Annotated in this window: 15 protein-coding genes; 10 read left to right on the forward strand and 5 right to left on the reverse strand. The window is 57.8% G+C overall.

Annotation, left to right across the window (positions count from 1 at the left end):
- Positions 1-27: 27 nt before the first annotated feature.
- From xseA to pgi, 7 genes are all read left to right on the forward strand, one after another.
- Complete coding sequence (gene xseA, locus AB1724_18500; protein ID MEW6079804.1) at positions 28-1,383, forward strand: exodeoxyribonuclease VII large subunit; 1,356 nt, start codon at positions 28-30, stop codon at positions 1,381-1,383.
- Entirely contained in the window at positions 1,380-1,625 is a 246-nt protein-coding gene (gene xseB / locus AB1724_18505) for an exodeoxyribonuclease VII small subunit (GenBank protein ID MEW6079805.1), read from the forward strand. The genes xseA and xseB overlap by 4 nt, the downstream gene beginning before the upstream one ends.
- The gene (locus tag AB1724_18510; GenBank protein MEW6079806.1) at positions 1,615-2,529 is read left to right on the forward strand and encodes a polyprenyl synthetase family protein; all 915 of its coding nucleotides are present in this window, start codon (positions 1,615-1,617) and stop codon (positions 2,527-2,529) included. The genes xseB and AB1724_18510 overlap by 11 nt, the downstream gene beginning before the upstream one ends.
- Positions 2,530-2,557: 28 nt before the next feature.
- Positions 2,558-4,447, forward strand: a complete 1,890-nt coding sequence (gene dxs / locus AB1724_18515) for a 1-deoxy-D-xylulose-5-phosphate synthase (protein MEW6079807.1) — start codon at positions 2,558-2,560, stop codon at positions 4,445-4,447.
- On the forward strand, positions 4,437-5,195 hold the full coding sequence (locus tag AB1724_18520; protein ID MEW6079808.1) for a TlyA family RNA methyltransferase: 759 nt from the start codon (positions 4,437-4,439) through the stop codon (positions 5,193-5,195). The genes dxs and AB1724_18520 overlap by 11 nt, the downstream gene beginning before the upstream one ends.
- A gap of 99 nt (positions 5,196-5,294) precedes the next feature.
- Positions 5,295-7,367 carry an elongation factor G gene (gene fusA / locus AB1724_18525; GenBank protein ID MEW6079809.1) on the forward strand — a complete coding sequence of 691 codons (2,073 nt, stop codon included), beginning with the start codon at positions 5,295-5,297 and terminating at the stop codon, positions 7,365-7,367.
- 137 nt (positions 7,368-7,504) lie between these two features.
- On the forward strand, positions 7,505-9,130 hold the full coding sequence (gene pgi / locus AB1724_18530; protein MEW6079810.1) for a glucose-6-phosphate isomerase: 1,626 nt from the start codon (positions 7,505-7,507) through the stop codon (positions 9,128-9,130).
- 78 nt (positions 9,131-9,208) lie between these two features.
- Here pgi and AB1724_18535 read toward each other — a convergent pair whose 3' ends face one another.
- From AB1724_18535 to AB1724_18555, 5 genes are all read right to left on the reverse strand, one after another.
- Positions 9,209-11,644 carry a tetratricopeptide repeat protein gene (locus tag AB1724_18535; GenBank protein MEW6079811.1) on the reverse strand — a complete coding sequence of 812 codons (2,436 nt, stop codon included), beginning with the start codon at positions 11,642-11,644 and terminating at the stop codon, positions 9,209-9,211.
- 144 nt (positions 11,645-11,788) lie between these two features.
- Positions 11,789-12,610, reverse strand: a complete 822-nt coding sequence (locus AB1724_18540; protein ID MEW6079812.1) for a secretin N-terminal domain-containing protein — start codon at positions 12,608-12,610, stop codon at positions 11,789-11,791.
- 402 nt (positions 12,611-13,012) lie between these two features.
- On the reverse strand, positions 13,013-14,026 hold the full coding sequence (locus AB1724_18545; GenBank protein ID MEW6079813.1) for a beta-ketoacyl-ACP synthase III: 1,014 nt from the start codon (positions 14,024-14,026) through the stop codon (positions 13,013-13,015).
- Between the two features lie 259 nt (positions 14,027-14,285).
- A complete protein-coding gene (gene purB / locus AB1724_18550; protein ID MEW6079814.1) occupies positions 14,286-15,671 on the reverse strand; it encodes an adenylosuccinate lyase in 1,386 nt (461 codons plus the stop codon).
- Between the two features lie 60 nt (positions 15,672-15,731).
- Positions 15,732-16,520, reverse strand: a complete 789-nt coding sequence (locus tag AB1724_18555; GenBank protein MEW6079815.1) for a prepilin peptidase — start codon at positions 16,518-16,520, stop codon at positions 15,732-15,734.
- Between the two features lie 20 nt (positions 16,521-16,540).
- Here AB1724_18555 and AB1724_18560 point away from each other — a divergent pair, with 20 nt between their 5' ends.
- From AB1724_18560 to tsaB, 3 genes are read left to right on the forward strand one after another with little or no spacing between them, the layout of a single operon-like run.
- Positions 16,541-16,798 (forward strand): hypothetical protein, encoded by a 258-nt coding sequence (locus tag AB1724_18560; protein ID MEW6079816.1) that lies wholly within the window; start codon positions 16,541-16,543, stop codon positions 16,796-16,798.
- A gap of 19 nt (positions 16,799-16,817) precedes the next feature.
- Complete coding sequence (lon, locus tag AB1724_18565; GenBank protein ID MEW6079817.1) at positions 16,818-19,286, forward strand: endopeptidase La; 2,469 nt, start codon at positions 16,818-16,820, stop codon at positions 19,284-19,286.
- Positions 19,283-19,984 (forward strand): tRNA (adenosine(37)-N6)-threonylcarbamoyltransferase complex dimerization subunit type 1 TsaB, encoded by a 702-nt coding sequence (tsaB, locus tag AB1724_18570; GenBank protein MEW6079818.1) that lies wholly within the window; start codon positions 19,283-19,285, stop codon positions 19,982-19,984. The genes lon and tsaB overlap by 4 nt, the downstream gene beginning before the upstream one ends.
- The last annotated feature ends 56 nt before the right edge of the window (positions 19,985-20,040 follow it).

Below are 20,040 nucleotides of genomic sequence, written 5' to 3' on the forward strand. Positions count from 1 at the left end.
CAGGATTTGTTGAAATGAAAAGGGATTATGGCGTCACCTGAAAACACCACCGGCACGGTTTATTCCGTATCCGGCCTGACGGCCGCGATCAAGCACCTGCTGGAGAAAAACTTCCCCATCATCTGGATTGAGGGCGAAATCTCCAATTTCCGGACCGCCGGGTCCGGTCACTACTACTTCACCCTTAAAGACGACAAGGCCGGCATCGGCGCCGTCATGTTCGCCGGCCAGCACCGTCACCTGAAGTTCATCCCGGAAGACGGCCTGAAGGTCACCGGGCTGGGCCGGATCAGCGTCTATGAGCCACGGGGAACCTATCAGATCATCCTGGAACATATGATGCCCAAGGGCGCCGGAGAACTCCTCATCGCCTTTGAACAACTCAAGAAAAGACTGGGGGAAGAAGGGTTGTTCGACCCGGCCCGCAAGAAACCGATTCCCTTCATGCCGGCCACCATCGGCATCATCTCCTCGCCCGCGGGAGCGGTAGTCCACGACATTATCCAGGTCGCCACCCGCCGCTTTCCCGGCCTGCGCATCCAGATTTTTCCCGTGGCGGTCCAGGGGAAAAACGCCGCCCGCGAGATAGCCGAAGCCGTGGCCCTGGCCAACCAGCGGGCCGAAGCGGAGGTGCTGGTCATCGCCCGGGGCGGCGGCAGCCTGGAGGATCTGGCGCCGTTCAACTCGGAGATCGTGGCCCGGGCCGTTTACGGATCCGTCATACCGGTCATATCGGCCGTGGGCCATGAAACGGATTTCACCATCTGCGACTTTGTCGCGGACCTGCGGGCCCCCACGCCTTCGGCCGCCGCCGAGTTGATGGTCCCGGTCCGGCAGGATCTGCTGGCGGCCCGCCGGGGACTGCACCGGCGACTGGTCAGCGCCGCCGACAAACTCCTTCGCCGCAACCGTGAAATGCTGTCCTCCCTGCTGCGCCGCCTGGCCGATCCCCGTCGTCATGTCCAGGATATCCGGCTGCGGCTGGATGACCTGATGGCCCGCATGGAACGGATGCTGAAGAACAGCCTCCGGGGCCGGCAGACCCGTCTGGACTGGCTGAATGAACGGCTGACCGGCGGACAGCCGGCCCGGCTGCTTGAAGACCGGCGGCGATCCATTGAACTTGCCCGTGCCGGCCTGACCCGGCAGACGGCCGCTTTTATCCGGGAAAAGCGCCACCGCCTGCATACCATCACCGCCACCCTTACCGCCCTTGACCCCACCGCCGTATTGGAAAGGGGATACAGCATTGCCCGGACAATTCCCGGCGGACGCGTCATCACAACCCCCCTGCAGGTATCCGCCGGCGACAACCTGGAGCTGCGGGTGGCCCGGGGAATCATCAACTGTCAAGTCAAACCGGACAGGAGGGAAACGCCATGACACAGAAAAAGAATTTTGAACAGGCGCTGCAGGAACTGGAAACCATCGTGGCTGAAATCGAATCCGGCGATCTGCCGCTTGAAACCGCCCTGAAAAAATTTGAAACCGGCATGAAACTGTCCGCGGCCTGCGCGGAAAAACTGAACGAAGCGGAACAGAAAATCAGCCTGCTGCTGAAAAACAGCGCCGGCGAATACGTGGAGACGCCTTTTATTCCCGATGATAGCCGCAATGACAGCTAACCGCCCGGCCGGGCCGGCCGCCGCCCTGGACCAGTACCTGAGGGAGCGCCGCGACGTGATCAATAAAGCCCTGTCCGCCATCCTGGACGACATGGTGCCGGCTGGGCGCCTGCGCGTTGCCATGGCATACTGTTTGGAAGCGGGCGGCAAACGCCTGCGGCCCATTCTCTGCCTGGCAGCCACGGAAGCCGTGGGCGGGAACCCGGAAGTCGCCCTTCATGCCGGCTGCGCCATTGAACTGATCCACACCTATTCCCTGATCCATGATGATCTGCCGGGTGTGGACAACGCTCCTCTGCGACGGGGTCGGCCCTCCTGTCACGCGGCGTTTGACGAGGCCACCGCCATTTTCGCCGGAGACGCCCTGCACACCCTGGCCTTTCAGGTCCTGGCCTCGGCGAAACATGTTCCGACCGGACCGGAAACGCGTCTGGAATGCATCCGGATCATTGCCGCCGCCACCGGGAACACCGGCATGATCGAAGGCCAGATGCGGGACATGCTGGCCACGGAAAAGCCCCAGACGCCGGAGGACCTGCGGCGTCTTCAGGAACTGAAGACCGGGGCCCTGATCACCGCCGCCGTCCATGTCGGCGCCCTGCTCGGCGGTGCCGACGCCGTTACGACCGGCCGTCTGATCGCGTATGCCGGACAGATCGGATTCGCGTTTCAGATCGCCGATGATCTGCTGGACATTGAAGGCGATCCGTCCCTGATGGGAAAATCGACGGGGGAAGACGCCAGGCAGAAGAAGGCCACCTTCCCGGGGCTTATGGGAAAGGAGGATGCCAGGAAACTGGCCCACACCTTGGTGGAAGACTCCCTGGCCGCCCTGGCGTCTTTTGGAGAAAACGCCGACCCCCTGCGGAAAATCGCCGCTTTCATCATCGAACGCGGCTACTGAAAAGGAATCAAAGGAGTCAGAAGTTAACGTGGATCTATTAAAAACCATCAACTCACCGAAAGACCTGAAAACGCTTTCCGTGGCCGAACTCAACAAACTGGCCCTGGAAATCAGAGAGTTGATCGTCGACGTGGTTTCCCGGACCGGCGGGCACCTGGCTTCCAGCCTGGGGGCCGTGGAACTGGCCATCGCCATCCATTACGTCTTCAACATTCCCGTGGACAAGGTCATCTGGGACGTGGGCCACCAGGCTTACGCCCACAAGATCCTGACCGGCCGGCGCGACCGCTTCGCCACCCTCCGCCAGCATGGCGGCCTGTCGGGTTTTACCCGCCGGGGGGAAAGCCCCTTTGACGTCTTTTCCACCGGTCACAGCGGCACCTCCGTTTCCGCCGGGCTCGGTTTACTCTGCGCCAACGACCTCCGGGACGACCCCGCCAGCGTCATCGCCGTCATCGGCGACGGTTCGCTTACCGCGGGCCTGGCCTATGAAGGATTCAACCAGGCCGGCTACCAGCACAAGGACAAAAATCTGATCGTCATTCTCAACGACAACGAAATGTCCATCACCCGCAATGTAGGCGCCATCTCCTCCTTTCTGAGCCGGACGCTGTCGGCCACTTACCTTCAGGAGTGGCGGAAAGAGTTGGGGGAACTGCTCCGGGCCCTGCCCAAGATAGGGGACGATATCTACCAGTTTGCCAAGCGCTCAGAAGAATCCTTTAAGACCTTCGTCACCCCGGGCATGCTGTTTGAAGCCTTCAACTTCGAATATTTCGGCCCCATCAACGGTCATAACATCAAGCAGCTGATTAATATCCTGCAAAACATCCGGGAAATCAGGGAACCGGTGCTGCTGCACGTCACCACAACCAAGGGTAAGGGTTATCCGCCGGCCGAGAAGAACCCGGTCTATTTTCACGGCGTCGGTGCCTTTGAAAAGGAAACCGGGAACTGCGTCCCCGCCCGAAGACACAGCCCCACCTACACCCAGGTCTTCGGCGACACCATGGTGGAGCTGGCGAAAAATGACCAGCGTATCGTGGCCGTGACCGCCGCCATGCCGGAAGGAACCGGACTGACCGCTTTTGCCGAAGCCTTTCCCGACCGCTTCTTCGACGTCGGCATCGCCGAGCAGCACGGCGTCACCTTTGCCGCCGGCATGGCCGTCGAGGGGCTGCGGCCGGTGGTGGCCATCTATTCCACCTTTCTCCAGCGGGCCTATGACCAGATCATCCACGATGTCTGCCTGGACGCCCTGCCGGTCACTTTTGCCATCGATCGGGCCGGTATCGTGGGCGAGGACGGCCCCACCCATCACGGCCTGTTCGACCTGTCCTACCTGCGCAGCATGCCCAACATGATTGTCATGGCGCCGGCCGATGAAAACGAGCTGAGGCGGATGCTGCTGACCGCAGTGCAGCATGACGGGCCGGCCGCGGTGCGATACCCCCGGGGACGCGGTCCGGGTGCGGTCATCCAGCCGAGCATCGCCCCCCTGCCCGTCGGTCGGGGCGAGGTGCTGCAGTCCGGCGGAGACGTGCTGATTCTGGCCGTGGGCAGCACCGTCTGCCAGGCCCTGACGGCCGCCGGCCGACTGACCGAGAAAGGCATATCGGCCACGGTGGTCAACTGCCGTTTCATCAAGCCCCTGGACACGGAATTGATCTGCACCCTGGCGGAGAAGATCCCCCGGGTGGTCACTGTCGAGGAGAGCCTGCTGGTCGGCGGATTTTCCAGCGCTGTCCTGGAAGCCTTAAATGACGCCGGCACTTCCGGCGTTTCCGTCAGACGGCTGGGCATCCGGGACACCTTCGTGGAACACGGTTCCCAGAGTGAACTCCGGTCCCTTTACCGGATCGACGCCGATGCCGTCATGGCGGCCGCCCTGGACCTGATCTCATCCCATGAGTCCTGAAAACAAAAAACGAATCGACCAACTCCTGGTGGAAAGGGGTCTGGCGGAATCCCGTCACCGCGCCCAGGCCATGATTATGAGCGGCGACGTCCAGGTCGCCGGCGAAACCGTCGTCAAGCCGGGGCATCTGGTCGCCGGTGACGCCGACATCGCCGTCAAGGAGACCTGCCGTTATGTCAGCCGCGGCGGCTTGAAACTGGAGGCCGCCCTGACCGCCTTCGCCGTCGATGCCCGGGACCGGGTCTGCCTGGATGTAGGCGCCTCTACCGGCGGCTTCACCGACTGTCTCCTCCAGCACGGGGCCCGGAAAGTGATTGCCGTGGACGTGGGCTACGGCCAACTGGCCTGGAAGCTGCGCCAGGACGAGCGGGTGACGGTCATCGAACGGGCCAACATCCGGCACCTGCAGGAAAAGGCCCTGCCGGAAAAGGTCGACCTGATCACCATCGACGTTTCCTTCATCTCCCTTAAAATCGTCATCCCGGCGGTGATTAAGTTTCTCAAACCCGACGGTCTGATCGTGGCCCTGATCAAGCCCCAGTTTGAAATCGGCAAGGGCCGCGTGGGCAAAGGGGGCGTCGTCCGCGACCCGGCCGATCACCGGGAAGTGCTGACGGATATATCCGCCTTTGCCGGGGAACAGGGGCTGAACGGCCGGACACCGGTGGTCTCGCCGATCATCGGGCCCAAGGGGAATGTAGAATTTTTTAATGTTTTTAGCCTTGCTTTTCCCGAAAAGATAGGCTAATCGTTTTGAATTTATAGCAGAACCTTTCGTAATTACGGAATATGTCCGTCGCTGTCATGCCGACAGTCGTTAACCCTGATATCGGAAGAGGAGCGTTAAATGGATGAGCAGGTAGAAAAAATCAGAAATATCGTCCTGGCCGGTCACGCCGGATCGGGTAAAACCATGATTTCCGAAGGCATGCTGTTCAACGCCAAAGCCATCGACCGTTTCGGCCGGGTGGAGGAAGGCAACACCGCCATGGATTCCGAGCCGGAAGAGGTCAAGCGCGGTTCCAGCATCACTACCGGGATATTTCAGCATGAATGGAAGAAACACATCATCAACCTGCTGGACACTCCCGGCGACCAGAACTTCTTCTCCGATTCCATCAGCTGCATGCAGGCGGCCGACGCGGCCGTTATCGTCATCGACAGCGTCGACGGCGTCAAGGTGCAAACGGAGGAGTCCTGGGAATTCGCCGCCACGCGCCATATCCCCTGCGCTGTCTTCATCAACAAGCTCGACAAAGAGCGGGCCGATTTCCAGCAGGCCCTCAGCGACGCCAGGGATATCCTGGCCCAGCCCAAACTGATTCTGCTGCAGCTGCCCATCGGCGAAAAGGAAAAATTCTCCGGCGTGGTCGACCTGATCAACATGAAGGCCCACACCTATGACGCCAGCGGCAACCGCACCACCGGCGAAATTCCGGCGGACATGAAGGAAGAGGCGGAAGCGGAAAAAGAGGCCCTCATCGAAAACATCGCCGAAGCCGACGACTCCCTGCTGGAACGGTACCTGGAAGGAGAATCCTTGAGCGACGAAGAGTTGAACACCGCCTTGAAAAAAGGGATCCTGTCGCGACTCTTCGTGCCGGTGCTGTGCGGCGCCGCCACCTCCCGCATCGGCATCGACCTGCTGTCCGATTTTGTCGTCAACTGCCTGCCCTCGCCGGCCGACCGGGGCGCCTGGAAAGCCAAAGACACCGACGGCAATGAAGTGACCTGCCTGCCCGACGCCAACGAACCGCTGGCGGCCTTTGTCTTTAAAACCGTAGCCGATCCCTTTGCCGGCCGCCTTTCCCTGTTCCGGGTGGTTTCCGGCAAGATGGGCACGGACGGCACTTTTCTCAACGTCAAAACCGACACCAGCGAGCGGTACAACCAGCTGCTGGTGCCGGTCGGGAAAAAGCAGAAGATTTCCACCGGCGCCGTGCCGGGCTCCATCGTCGCCCTGGCCAAGCTCAAGAACACCAATACCGGCAACACCATCTGCGACCCGACCCGGAAAGTCGTCTTCGAATGCGCCGAGCCCCTGCCCACGGTCATTTCATTCCAGGTCGAGCCCAAGAACAAGGGCGATGAAGACAAGCTTCAGTCCTCCATCAACAAGCTTATCGAAGAAGATCCGGCGCTGCAGCTGTCACGCAACGCCGAAGCCCGGGCCATCATGCTGGCCGGGCGGGGCCAGATCCACATCGAAACCGCGGTGGAGCGACTGAAACGCAAATTCAACGTGGAAGTCACCTTGAGTGTTCCCAAGATTCCCTACCGGGAGACCATCACCAAATCGGTGCGGGTCCAGGGCCGGCACAAGAAACAGTCCGGCGGTCACGGCCAGTTCGGCGACTGCTGGGTTCAGCTGGAACCCATGGAACGGGGCGGCGGCTATGAATTCGTCGACAAGATCGTCGGCGGAGCCATTCCCCGGAACTATATTCCGGCGGTGGATAAGGGCATCCAGGAAGCCTGCGTGGCCGGCCCCATTGCCGGGTTCCCCTGCGTGGATTTCCGGGCCATTCTGGATTACGGTTCCTACCACGCGGTGGACTCTTCGGAAATGGCCTTTAAAATCGCCGGTTCCCTGGCCTTCAAAAAAGCAGCGGTGGAAGCCGGTCCGGTGCTGCTCGAACCCATCATGGAAATCGTCGTCACCACCCCGGAAGAGTTCATGGGCGACGTCATGGGCGACCTGAACAGCAAGCGCGGCCGGGTGCTGGGCATGGACAGCAAGGGCAAAAACCAGATCATCAAGGCCATTGTGCCCATGTCCGAATTCCAGACCTACGACCCGGACCTCAGGTCCATGACCGGCGGCCGGGGAAAATTCACCTTGACCTTCTCTCATTATGAGATCATGCCGGCCCAGGAAGCCAACAAGGTCATCGAAGCGGCCAACCGTGAAAAAGAATAACGGGCTTCGCCCGTAAGGAGTCGAGGGTTCAAGGGGTCAAGGGGCCTAGGGTCGCTTGCCCCCTGCCCCCGTTTCCCTGAATCCTCTTCTCCGATTGGATTGTGAGAAACCCGCGACAACAAGTCGGAGAAATGACCATGCAGAAAGAATCACTCACCCGTCTCGATGTCTGGCAGCGCCTGACCCGCCAGGCGGAAACCATGACCCGGCCTGAAATGCACCTGAAAAATCTCACCGCCGACCCGCGGCGGCTGGAGGACTTTTCGCTGGCCGGTTCCGGTTTTTTCTATGATTTTTCGCGGCAGCGGGTTGACCAGTCCGTCATGGACCTGCTGCTGGAACTGGCCGGGGCAAGGAAGGTCACGGATCAGTTCCGGGCCATGGCCAGCGGCGCCGTCGTTAACGTCACCGAGAAGCGGGCCGCCCTCCACACCGCGGCCCGGGACCTTTCCGGCAAACCGCTCACTGCCGACGGCCTGGACGTAACCGCGGAAATCCGGCGGGTGCTGGAGGAAATCAGGGCGTTTTCCGCGGCCGTCCACAACGGGACCGTGACCGGCTCCACCGGTAAACCCTTCCGACACGTGGTGGTCATCGGCATCGGCGGCTCCTACCTGGGCACGGAGTGCGTGGCCCGTTCCCTGGAGGCCGTGGCCGACAAGGGCATCACCCTCCATTTTCTGGCCAACGTGGACATCCACGACTTCGGCCGGATCGCCGCCCGCATCGACCCGGAGACCACCCTCTGGATCGTGGTCTCCAAGACCTTCACCACCGCCGAAACCATGGCCAACGCCAATCAGGCCCGGCGGTTCATGGAACACAGAGGCCTCGACCCGGCCCGCCATTTCGTGGGTGTGACCAGCAAGGGCAGCCCCGGCGACCGGCCGGACGACCCGGGCGCCTTTCCGGTCATGCGCGCCTTTCATATGTTTGATTTTATCGGCGGCCGCTACAGTGTTACCTCGGCGGTGGGCGGGCTCCCCTTAAGCCTCTATCTGGGGTATGACCGGTTCGAAGCGTTCCTGCGGGGGGCCAATGACATGGACGTCCACTGCCTGTCCGCGCCGCCGGAAAAGAACATGCCCCTGATCGCCGCCCTGATCAGCATCTGGAACAACAATTTCCTCGGCTACCGCTGTCAGGCCGTCATTCCCTATTCGTCGCCCCTGGCCGAACTGGCGCCGCACATCCAGCAGCTTTACATGGAGAGCAACGGCAAGGCCGTCACCGCCGACGGGGCACCGGTGGAAGTGCCCACCGGCGTCATCATCTTCGGCGAGCCGGGCACCAACGCCCAGCATTCCTTCTTCCAGCTGGCCCACCAGGGCAATCCCTTCCCGGTTGAATTCATCGGCGTGATCACGCCCCAGTATGGCCAGTACCAGGAGATGTCCAAAGGCGTCACTAACCACCAGGAACTGTGGGCCAACCTCATCTCCCAGCCCCGGGCCCTGGCCGAGGGGAAACAGTCGGACGACCCGCACAAGTGTTTTTCCGGCAACCGGCCCTCGTCCACCATCATTGTCCCGGATCTGTCCCCGGCCGCCATCGGCCGGCTGATCGCCTTTTACGAAGCCCGTACGGTTTATGAGGCCTTCATCTGGGGAATCAATCCCTTTGACCAGTTCGGGGTGGAACTGGGCAAAGTTCTGGCCGACGGTCTCCGCAAGCAGATGGCGGAAAAGAACAAGAACGCCGCCCATCAATTTGATGGTGTCGATCCTATCTCACGGCATTACCTGGAAATGCTGATGAAGTAAAAAAGGGAACAAGGGGTCAAGGGGCCAAGAGAAAGTATCTGGGTATCTTCAGAGATGCCCTTTATTATTACGGCAACGCTATCGATCATCGGAACAGCGCACTAAATCCTGATATTCAGCGGACCCCCTGATATTGTTTAAATCACTATCTGTTTTTATCTGATTCCAATTATCATAACCCTTTTCGACGGCGCGTTTTAACCAGTAAACGGACTTATCTTCTTCTCCCTGAAGAGAATATAAACATCCGATATTATAACATATCTTTCCCGCGCTGGGTGAATCCGGCTGCAATGAAAACATTTTTGCGTAATATTCAACGGCATGAGCGTACTGTTTCTTCTTTACGCCCAGGCAAGCCAGGCTGTTCAAGACGCCAAGAGAGTCAGGATCTATCGCCAGTGCTTTTTGGTAATGCGCTTCAGCCTTCTCGGAATCCCCGTTCATTTCGTGCAGTAAACCAAGCTGACAATACAAATCAGCGTTTCCCGGGTTATGGCGCAAGGATTCACTGATATTCCTGATAGACTCCTGAACCTGTCGCTTCTGATTCAAAACACGGTCCAGATACTGATTCGCCTCTTTGTAGTTGGCATTCATTTTCCTGACGCTGCCCAAATGACGCTCCGCTGAAGACAAGTCGCCTACAGCGAACCTGCTCACCCCCAGGCCATAAAGGCCATCAATGTTGTCCGGATCTTCTTCCAGCGCCCTGGAAAACAACAAAGACGCCCCGGCCCAATCTCCCGCCTTAAATTTTTCCCCCGCTAGACTGGCGTATAATCTGCTTTTTAATTGCGATCTCCCTTTGATCAGGCGCGCGTTTTCAATCAGATCCAGGGCGACATGAAAATCCCCGACACGTTGAGCGAAACGGATGAGTTGCAGGAGACGGCGCGTGTTTTTAATTTTTAAGATTGACGTTGAAACCGTTTTTTCACGGACGTCTATCAGATCGCTGCCTTTTTTTATAAACACCGCGTCCCAGGAACCGTAAAAAATCAAGACCCAGTCCGGGGCCTGTAAAAAATAATTAATGACCGGTTTATCAAGACCGATACACCAGAGGTCACAGGCAAACTTTTCTAAAAACCGATTAACGTCAACGCCCTGTATGAACCGGATATATTCAGGATACCACGCTTCGAATGGAAAATATCTGGAATCAATTGCGGTTTTTACTTGGGGCCATAACATCCAGGACAGATAGCTGCCGCTCTCATAATCATTTCCGATTCGTGGTCCATGGAAATGATCTTTTAGAAATCCGGTTTCTTCTATCGGGGCGTCATCTACTGTGCCGAACCCCAGCCAGTCTCCCCCCGAATAAATATTCAATGCATTAAAGTAAACCAGCATTCCGGCAAACAGAAAAAAGAGAAGAACGCGAGAGAAGGTCGTGCCGGCCGGCGTCCAGATCCCGGCAACTTGGCGGCGACAGAGAAGATAAAAAGAGCTGAAAGCAAAAACTGAAGCGTACAGGAACATGGTCCTGGAAATATAAACATATAAGAAAGCGAACAATAAAAACGGCAGCAGAATGGTCCAGTCAAGAGAACGGGATTTGATCTGATGCCGGAACAGCATCAAAAAAATAAATACCGAGACAATAAGAAGGAACAACGTGTTGTATTCCGTTAATCCCCCGAAAACACGTATCATGGTATACAATGATACATAATCTAAATTCGTGGCAAAATGGGTCTTGAACTCAGCGCTGAACATAGACTCAACCACCTGAAAAGGATACACCCAGCCATAAGGGTTCACCAGTGTCGCCAACGCGCTGAGGATAACGGCGACAAAAAAATGCTTTCGGATAATTGGATTCAATGCCTTATCAGGAGAAAAAACCATGTTCATTATTTCTCCCGCACCGATAACGCATAAGTAAGCCAATCCGAATATCCATACGCCGTGAGTATTCACCCAGAATATGGTTAAAACCGGATAGGCATAACACCAGCAGACGTCTTTTCCGGTCGCGGTCTTGAGTTGAAACCAGATCAAGACAAACAACTGCATAAATATGCAGGAAAACATATTGGGTTTGATGATGATGGCGCTGGAACTGATGATTAAAGACAAAAACGCGATCAGCCATGCCGTCGGCTGGTGAGCCAGGTCATGCCTGCGGATATAAAAATAGAGAAGCATCAAGTATGTCAAAAAGGTGGCATACCTTACCGCGAACAGGAAGGCGCGGCCGCCCATCTCATAGCAGACATAAAGAAACGCTTGCGCAAGCCATTGGCAGTAGACGATATCGTTGCTGGCGGGAGTCCAGGTGAAAATCCGATGGTCCAGAATCAGGGTCTTGTTGGTGAGGATATATTTTCCATAAGCCAGATGGAACCATATATCAGCGTCCATTACCGGCCTTGTGCACATGATGATCACTGTCAACAGAAGCAGGGGGAACGGAAGGGTATAAAGAAAACCGGAGGCAGCCTTATCTCCGGCCTCATGCGGCTTACCGCTAAAATTTCTATCATTGTCTTGTGTCTGTGACATGCCGGAGTGATTTCTTTAAAACAGTGGACACGTTTTGAAAAAAAATTATCATCTCCGGCAGTATTCCGCAAGGGTTGAATGCCGGCAAGACGGCGTCGGTCCCATCTCACGGCGTTATCTGAAAATGCTGATGAAGTAATGCGTTTACTCGACCATCAGGGAAATGGACGTCGAGGCTTTGCGATTTTCCCGCGAGCCGCCAAGGATGGCTTTCATTTCTTCGCTTTCGGAGGAACCGGTCCCGCCGATGGTTGTCCACTGGCCCAGCGGCACCGAGACGGACGTGGACGCTTCGGTACAGCGGACAACGGTCTGACCGCCCCGGTCATCCAGGTAGGAGATTCGCGGCGTAATGGTGATGTCGGCGTACCCCCCCCGGACAATTGGCGTAACCTCCATGCCGGTCTCGACCCGCTGAAAAACCAGTGTTTCCGAAATTTCCGCGTGCCGTTGCCCCAGGGTCAGCCACCTCTCCTTATAAGGGATATCGGTGGCCGTTCGGATATAAGCCGGACTGCCGGACGTGGCCAGGATAAAATACTCGCTATCGCCCTGTTCGCGGACGCTGCTCTGTCCGTAGCTGATCCGCACCCCGTCCCGGCTGCTGGCGCTGCCGGACGCGGCTTGACGGCCGGTCAACCGGTCGGAATCGAACCGGACTCTTATTTTCACCTGTTTGCCCGGAACGTCGTGACGGGACAAAAAGGAGCGGACGGCATTGATGTTTTCCGGTTCGTCCACCACCACCAGCGAATGAGTGCGCTCATTGAAGGTGGCTGACCCTCGTGGCGACAGCAGGCCTTTTACCAGGGGCAGCAGTTCGGCACTCTTACTGTACTTGACCGGGATAACGGCGACTTCCGCCGGGCATACGCAAGGCAACAGTAACAACCCGAAGAGGAGTACAAGGACAACATTGATCGTGTACTTTACGCTATGGTTGTGCTTGCGTTGCCGGACAGACACGTGTTGCTTCCTCTTCTATGACAGATCCCGATTTAAATCCCCCGCATTTCTATCAATCGCCTGACATGGACACCAAGCGACCACGAATTCCGGTTCCAGCATACGGATTTCCTCTATTATTAAGTACCTCTATGCTCCCCCCTGCCCGTTGCAGCGCCGCCGAGGGCGAACGGTTTTTTCGGAAACAGCGGGCAGACTGTCCGAGCGCCAATCCCTGATGAAGGCGATAAAGAGGTGATATTTCGTCAACCGGGAAACAGGGTTTAGAACCGGTTCCCGAGCGAGTTTCTGCCCGCGCCGAAAAAATCGTTCGCGCGAGGGAAGCCACGCCCGCGGCGTGGCCAAGCTGCCGGCCAATGTTTCTTTTGGTCCTTTTCTTTGCGTCAAAGAAAAGGACGACAATTACCCATGCCGGTACAGATTGGCTCCCCAGGTCACCCCCGCTCCCAATCCCAGGAAAAGCACGGTATCGCCCTTCTTATACCGCCCCTGCTCCATCACTTCATCAAGCGCCAGGGGTATGGTGGCCGCCGTGGTATTGCCGTACTTCTGAATGTTGTTGTAAATCTTTCCGGCCGGCAGTTTCATGATCTCCTGGTAAAATTCGTTGATGCGCAGGTTGGCCTGATGGGGGATGATCAGATCGATTTCATCCATGGAGGTCATGCCGGCTCTGGCCATGACTTCCAGGGTCACTTCCGGCAGTTTCGTCACCGCCATCTTGAAAATCAGCTTGCCGTTCATCCTGGGATAATGGCGGCCTTCGTCTATCAACTGATGATCAATCCGGCTGGGATAAATTCTTGACGCCGGCGCTTCCACGCACAGGCTTTCGGCGAACTCGCCCTGGGCGTGCAGGACCGAGGCCAGAACGCCGATATTCTCCTCGGTCTCCACCCCTTCCAGGCAGACTGCGGCCGCGCCGTCCCCGAAGATCACGGTCACGTCCCGGCCTTTGGTGGAAATATCCAGGCCGGTGCTGTGGACTTCGGCACCGACAAAGAGGATCCGGTTGGCCAGCCCGCTGCGGATATAGGCATCGGCCGTGGCCAGCCCGTAAATAAAGCCGGTACACTGCTGCCGGATATCCAGGGCCGGGGTGTCGGTCAGGCCCAGCTTGTGCTGGAGCAGGCAGCCCGATCCCGGGAAAGTGATGTCCGGGCTCAAGGTGGCAAAAATGATCAGGTCCAGATCTTTGGCGGTCCAGCCGGCCTTCTCCAGGGCGATATTAGAAGCGTACAACCCCAGATCGGAGGCGCCGGTCTCGCCCTCGGGCTTGATCCAGTAACGCTGTTCGATGCCGGTCCGTTTGCGGATCCACTCATCCGAGGTATCCATCCATTGCGTCATGTCTTCGTTGGTCACCAACCGCTCGGGCAGATACCGCCCGGTACCTCTGATCAGGGTACGTTTCATTTTTTTCTCCTCTGAACTTTTTTCCATGACGAGACCGGATATTGAATCCGTTATGTCAAATATCCCGGCCAGTAAAATAAATCCGGATGTCGACCACCATCCGGATTGGAATAAACAAATCTGAAAAACAACCGCGCGGCATCAGTCCGCTTTCCCCGCCCGATATTATCGACCGGCAGGTCGATAAAATTTTTGAAAGTCTATGCGCGCCAATCGCATTTTGCAAGTTTTTTTGAAGATCGCTGTTCCGGAATGGGGGCTATCGTCCGTCATCTTTGCCCTGCCGGGCACTGAAATAGGCGTCCACCAGCTGTTCCGCCACGCCGGTGTAGGCATCGCAGGTCAGGGCCCGCAGCCGCTGCCGGCAATCGGCCGGAACCTTTTCCAGGGAATCGACCAGCCGGCAGAGATCAGCCGAGGATATGGTTTTCCCCCGGGTCAGGGCCTTGAGCTTTTCATACGGGTCCGCTTCGCCGCACATGCGCATCACCGTCTGGATGGGTTCGGCCAGCAGGGCCGGATTGTTGTCCAGGTCCGCCTGAATGGCCGCGCGGTTGACGGCCAGCTTACCCATCCCCTTGAGGCAGTTTTTGATGCCGATGAGCACATAGCCGAAGACGGCACCCATGTTCCGCAGGACCGTACTGTCGGTCAGGTCCCGCTGGAAGCGGGAGTGCAACAGCTTGACGGACAGGTGGGACATCAGAGAAATGGCCACACCCAGGTTGCCCTCGCTGTTCTCAAAGTCAATAGGGTTGACCTTGTGGGGCATGGTCGATGAACCCACTTCACCGGGTTTGAGCTTCTGGGTGAAATAGCCCAATGAAATATATCCCCACATGTCCCGGTCCAGATCGATCAGGGCGCCGGAAAAACGGATCATGATCTGAAGCAGCTCGGATATATAATGATAGGGGTTGATCTGGGTGGTGAACAGCAGGGGCGCCGCGCCCAGATAGTCGGCGATAAACCGCCTGGAGGCGGCGATCCAGTCGATATCGGGAAAGGCCGCCAGGTGGGCGTTGAAATTGCCGGAGGCGCCGTTGAGCTTGGCCTGGATCTCGGCAGCCAGAAACTTTTCCAGTTCCCGGGACAGCCGCCAGGCGAAATTGACAAACTCCTTGCCCACGGTGGTGGGTGTGGCCGGCTGACCGTGGGTCCGGGCCATCATGGGCACCGCCTTATGGGCCGTGGCCATATCCTCCACGACCTTGAGCAGCGCGGCCAGGGCCCCGGCCACGACGGTCCGGCCCTGCCGGATCATCAGGGCATAGGCTGAGTTATTGATATCCTCGGAGGTGCAGGCAAAATGGGTCCACTCCTTGACGGCGCCCAGGCCGGCGGTCTCGAGTTCGCCCTTGATGTAATATTCCACGGCCTTGACGTCGTGATTGGTCGTCTTTTCGATATCCTTGACGGCCCGGGCCCGATTGACATCAAAGGCCCGGCCGATGGCGTCGATTTTTTCCGCGTCTTCGGCCGACAGGTCGAACAGGCGCAGATCGCGGCCCAGAAACTTGAGCCATTGCAGTTCCACCGTCACCCGGTTCCGGATCAGCCCGGCCTCGGAAAAAATATCCGTCAGATCCGTGGTCATGGCCGCGTAGCGGCCATCCAGGACGGATAAAGCCGTTAATGAGTCCATCTTTCCTCCAGTAACTTACCCCCGGGATTATGCCCGGCCTAGGGATTGAAAGCCAAAGGTTTAATACCCCATCATCCCGAAGTACCACCATATTATTTCCGGCCCGTAGAAAACGTACAGTATCGCCCCCAGGGCCAGGAACGGACCATAGGGCAGGGCCAGTTTCATCAGGTTTTTCCGGTAAACGGCCATGGTCATCAGTCCCGCCAGGGTACCGGCCGCGGAGCTGACCAGGATGATAAACAGCACGCCCACCCAGCCGCACCAGGCGCCGATCATGGCCAGCAGCTTGACATCACCCATGCCCATGCCGTCCGTCCCGGTCAGCAGTTTATAAACCAGGGCCACCAGATACAGGCTGCCGCCGCCGGCCAGGATCCCCAGAAGCGGTTCGGTCCAGGGCATTTTCCCGATAAAAACCGCCGCCAGGAAACAGATGACAATGCCGGGAAGGGTGATGCCGTCGGGTATGATGCGGTAATCGATATCAATAAAAATGACCACGATCAGGGCGGCGACAAAGGCGAAAAGAAAGACGCCCGCCGCCGTCAGACCGAACCGGGCGTAAACAGCCAGGGCCGCCAGGCCGGTCATGACCTCGACCAGCCAGTACCGGAAGGGAATATTCAGACCGCAGCTCCGGCAGCGGCCGCCGAGCAGCAGCCAGCTGATCACCGGAATATTGTCCCAGGGCCTGATTCGCCGCTCACACTGGGGGCAGGACGAAGGCGGGAAGACAATCGATTTTCCCAGGGGCAGCCGGTAAATACAGACGTTCAGAAAACTGCCCAGGCAGGCTCCCCACACGAAAACAAAAATTTTTACAATAGATTCCGGAATGTTAATCATATTTATGGCCAAACCTCCGCATGGATTTTGATACTACGGGGTTACCGCTTAAAAAGCAAGACCGGCGGAACAAAGCAGCCAAAATTGCTTTTTCAGGGCCGGCGCCGGTGTTACGGCCCGACAAGAACAGCTTAATGCCCCTTTTATTCAAACACTTAACCTTTTTTTCACAGACTGACCCCCAGCCGCAACGCAAATTTGTTGAAACGCCGGGAGATATTGGTGGTAAAGTCGGTTGTAAAAAGGTAAAGAAGCATTATATTATTTTTCAAAAATGACCGTAAAGGAATGAAAACCATGGGTGAAACCGACAAAGACGACCTCATCAATATACTTGAAGAACAGGATCTGGACCCGGATGTTCCGGAAAAACTGCCGCTTTTGCCGATACGGGACGTGGTGATCTTCACTGACATGGTTCTGCCGCTGTTTATCGGGCGGGAGCGGTCCATCGCCTCGGTGGAGGCTGCCATGGCCACTCCCAGCAAATACCTGCTGCTGGTTTCCCAGAAAGACCCGGCCGACGAAGTTCCCACGCCGGACAGCATCTACCGGGTCGGCACCGTCGGAAAAATCCTGCGCATGCTCAAACTGCCCGACGGCCACCTGAAAACCCTGGTCCAGGGCATTGCCAAAGCAAAAATCACCGAGTACGTGGAAGCGCCGCCGGGTTACTGGGTCAAGGTCGAACTCATCAAGGAAACGCCCCTTGAAAATATCGACATCCAGGCCGAGGCATTGATGCGCACCGTTCGGGAGCAATGCGAAAAAATCCTGACCCTGCGCGGCGAAATGTCCGCCGAAATCGACGGCATCCTGGAAAGCATGGACGATCCCGGCAAATTGGCCGATCTGATCGCCTCCAACCTGAAGCTGAAAATCGAAGAGGCCCAGGAGCTTCTGGAGACCATCGATCCCATTCAACGGTTGACCCGGATCAATGAAACCCTCTCCCGCGAAATCGACCTGTCCACCATTCAGGCCCGGATTCACTCCAACGTCAAAGACGAGATTTTCAAGACCCAGCGGGATTACTACCTGAGGGAACAGATGCGCGCCATCAACAAGGAACTGGGAGAGACGGATGAACGGACCATTGAAATCAATGAATACGCCGAGCGCATCAAAAAAGCCCGCATGCCCAAGCACGCCCGGGCCGAGGCCGACCGCCAGCTCAAGCGCCTGGGCCAGATGCATCCCGACTCTTCGGAGGCGTCCATTGTCAGGACCTATCTGGACTGGATGGCGGATATCCCCTGGCACCATACCACCAAGGACGTCCTGGACATCAAAAAGGCCAAGGCCATCCTGGATGAGGATCACTACGGACTGAACAACGTCAAGGACCGCATCCTCGAATACCTGAGCGTGAGAAAACTCAATCCGGAAATGAAAGGCCCGATTCTCTGTTTTATCGGCGCTCCCGGAGTGGGCAAAACCTCCCTGGGCAAATCCATCGCCCGGGCCATGGGCCGCAAGTTCGTGCGCGTTTCCCTGGGCGGCATCCGCGACGAAGCCGAAATCCGCGGCCACCGCCGGACATACATCGGCGCCCTGCCCGGCCGCATCATCCAGGGACTGAAACAGGGCGGTTCGAAGAACCCGGTATTTATCATGGATGAAATCGACAAGCTGGGCTCCGATTTCCGGGGAGATCCATCGGCCGCCCTGCTGGAGGCCCTGGACCCGGAACAGAACACGGAGTTTTCCGATCACTATCTTAATATCGCCTTTGATCTTTCCAAGGTGCTGTTCATCCTGACGGCCAACCAGCCCGACGGCATTCCGCACGCCCTCTATGACCGCATGGAAATCATCAACATCCCGGGATACACCGAGGAAGAGAAAAAGAAGATCGCCGAAAAATACCTGCTGCCGCGGCAACTCAAGGAAAACGGCCTCAAGGATAAGCAGGTATCCATCAGCGGATCGGCCATTCTGAAGATCATCAATAATTTCACCGCCGAGGCCGGCCTGCGAAACCTGGAACGGGAACTGGGCACGGTCTGCCGCAAGATTGCCCGGAAAATAGCCGAAGGGGAAAAGACCTCCCAGACCGTTACCGCCGCCAACCTGAACAAGTACCTCGGCATCCCCCGGTTCATTCCCGAAATGGACAAGGAAGAAAGCCAGGTCGGCCTGTCCACCGGCCTGGCCTGGACCCAGACCGGCGGGGAGGCCATGTACGTGGAAGTGTCCTTCTTCCCGGGCAAGGGGGAACTGATTCTGACCGGCCAGCTGGGTGAAATCATGCAGGAGTCGGCCCGGGCGGCCCTGACATACGCCCGGGCGAACCTGAAAAAATTCGGCCTCAAACCCGCCGTCCTGGACAATACCGATATCCATATCCATGTCCCGGCCGGGTCCATCCCCAAGGACGGGCCTTCCGCCGGCGTGGCCATCGCCTCCGCGCTGATCTCCATGCTGACCGGATCGCCGGTCAACAGCGACGTGGCCATGACCGGAGAGATCACCCTGCGCGGCCGGGTGCTGCCCGTGGGCGGATTAAAGGAAAAGGCCCTGGGCGCTTTGAGGGCGGGGATAAAAACCATTATCGTTCCGGAAAAAAACCGCAAGGACATCTCGGAAATCCCCGGCGAGGTCAAGCGGAAAGTGAATTTTATCTTTGTGGATTCCATGGACAAGGTTCTCCCCGTCGCGCTGAAAATCAAACCCGGAAAACCGGCCGGGAAAAAGAACGCCATAAAAAAACAGGCCGGGAAAAAAACGCCCCGGAAGAAGGCCGCCGGGAAAAAGTCCAGATGAGAATCCTGGCCGTCAATACCGCCACGCCGGCCTGCGGAGTGGCCGTGGTGGACGAGGGGACCGTGTCCGCCCACGCCGTCATCAACAGCGGGGAAACCCATGCCCGTCAACTGCTTCCCCTCATCGACCGGACGTTGAATTCATGTCGCCTGACGGTGGCCGACCTGGACGGATTCGCGGCGGTGCGGGGCCCGGGAAGTTTTACCGGTTTGCGCATCGGCATCAGCACCATCAAGGGGCTGGCGGCGGCCGGCGGAAAACCCGTGACCAGTGTTTCCAGCCTGGAGGCCCTGGCCTACCCGTTTTCCGGCTGCGTTTTCCCCGTCTGCGCCCTGATCGACGCCCGCAAGGGCCAGGTTTACGCCTGCTGGTATCGTTTCCGGGACAACGCCCTGGAACCGCTCACGGGAGAGGTGGTAATCCCCCCGGAAGAGGCCGCCGCGCGGTTCAGCGGGCCCTGCCTGTTTGTCGGGACCGGCGCCGGCGTTTACCGGTCGGTGATTGAAAGCATCGCCGGCAGCGAAGCCCGGTTCGCCCTTCCCTTTCAGAACGACATCCGGCCGGAAACGGTCGCCCACCTGGGTCTCCGGCGGCTTCGAGACAACGATACAGAATCACTGGACGGTTTCACGCCGGTTTATGTTCGGCCGCCGGACGCTATCGTCAGCCCGCCGGCCGTCTTAAGGGATAATGGTTGACATGGCCGGAAAGTCATGATTTGCTTTACCGTTGCCATAAACAATATCGGATATGA

This window comes from Thermodesulfobacteriota bacterium (assembly GCA_040753795.1).
GTDB lineage: Bacteria > Desulfobacterota > Desulfobacteria > Desulfobacterales > Desulfosudaceae > JBFMDX01.

Bases quoted from the DNA above. Each gene is read 5' to 3' on its own strand.
- xseA (MEW6079804.1), top strand. From the start codon at position 28: ATGGCGTCACCTGAAAACACCACCGGCACGGTTTATTCCGTATCCGGC.
- xseB (MEW6079805.1), top strand. From the start codon at position 1,380: ATGACACAGAAAAAGAATTTTGAACAGGCGCTGCAGGAACTGGAAACC.
- AB1724_18510 (MEW6079806.1), top strand. From the start codon at position 1,615: ATGACAGCTAACCGCCCGGCCGGGCCGGCCGCCGCCCTGGACCAGTAC.
- AB1724_18520 (MEW6079808.1), top strand. From the start codon at position 4,437: ATGAGTCCTGAAAACAAAAAACGAATCGACCAACTCCTGGTGGAAAGG.
- fusA (MEW6079809.1), top strand. From the start codon at position 5,295: ATGGATGAGCAGGTAGAAAAAATCAGAAATATCGTCCTGGCCGGTCAC.
- pgi (MEW6079810.1), top strand. From the start codon at position 7,505: ATGCAGAAAGAATCACTCACCCGTCTCGATGTCTGGCAGCGCCTGACC.
- AB1724_18535 (MEW6079811.1), bottom strand. From the start codon at position 11,644: ATGTCACAGACACAAGACAATGATAGAAATTTTAGCGGTAAGCCGCAT.
- AB1724_18545 (MEW6079813.1), bottom strand. From the start codon at position 14,026: ATGAAACGTACCCTGATCAGAGGTACCGGGCGGTATCTGCCCGAGCGG.
- purB (MEW6079814.1), bottom strand. From the start codon at position 15,671: ATGGACTCATTAACGGCTTTATCCGTCCTGGATGGCCGCTACGCGGCC.
- AB1724_18555 (MEW6079815.1), bottom strand. From the start codon at position 16,520: ATGATTAACATTCCGGAATCTATTGTAAAAATTTTTGTTTTCGTGTGG.
- AB1724_18560 (MEW6079816.1), top strand. From the start codon at position 16,541: ATGGATTTTGATACTACGGGGTTACCGCTTAAAAAGCAAGACCGGCGG.
- lon (MEW6079817.1), top strand. From the start codon at position 16,818: ATGGGTGAAACCGACAAAGACGACCTCATCAATATACTTGAAGAACAG.
- tsaB (MEW6079818.1), top strand. From the start codon at position 19,283: ATGAGAATCCTGGCCGTCAATACCGCCACGCCGGCCTGCGGAGTGGCC.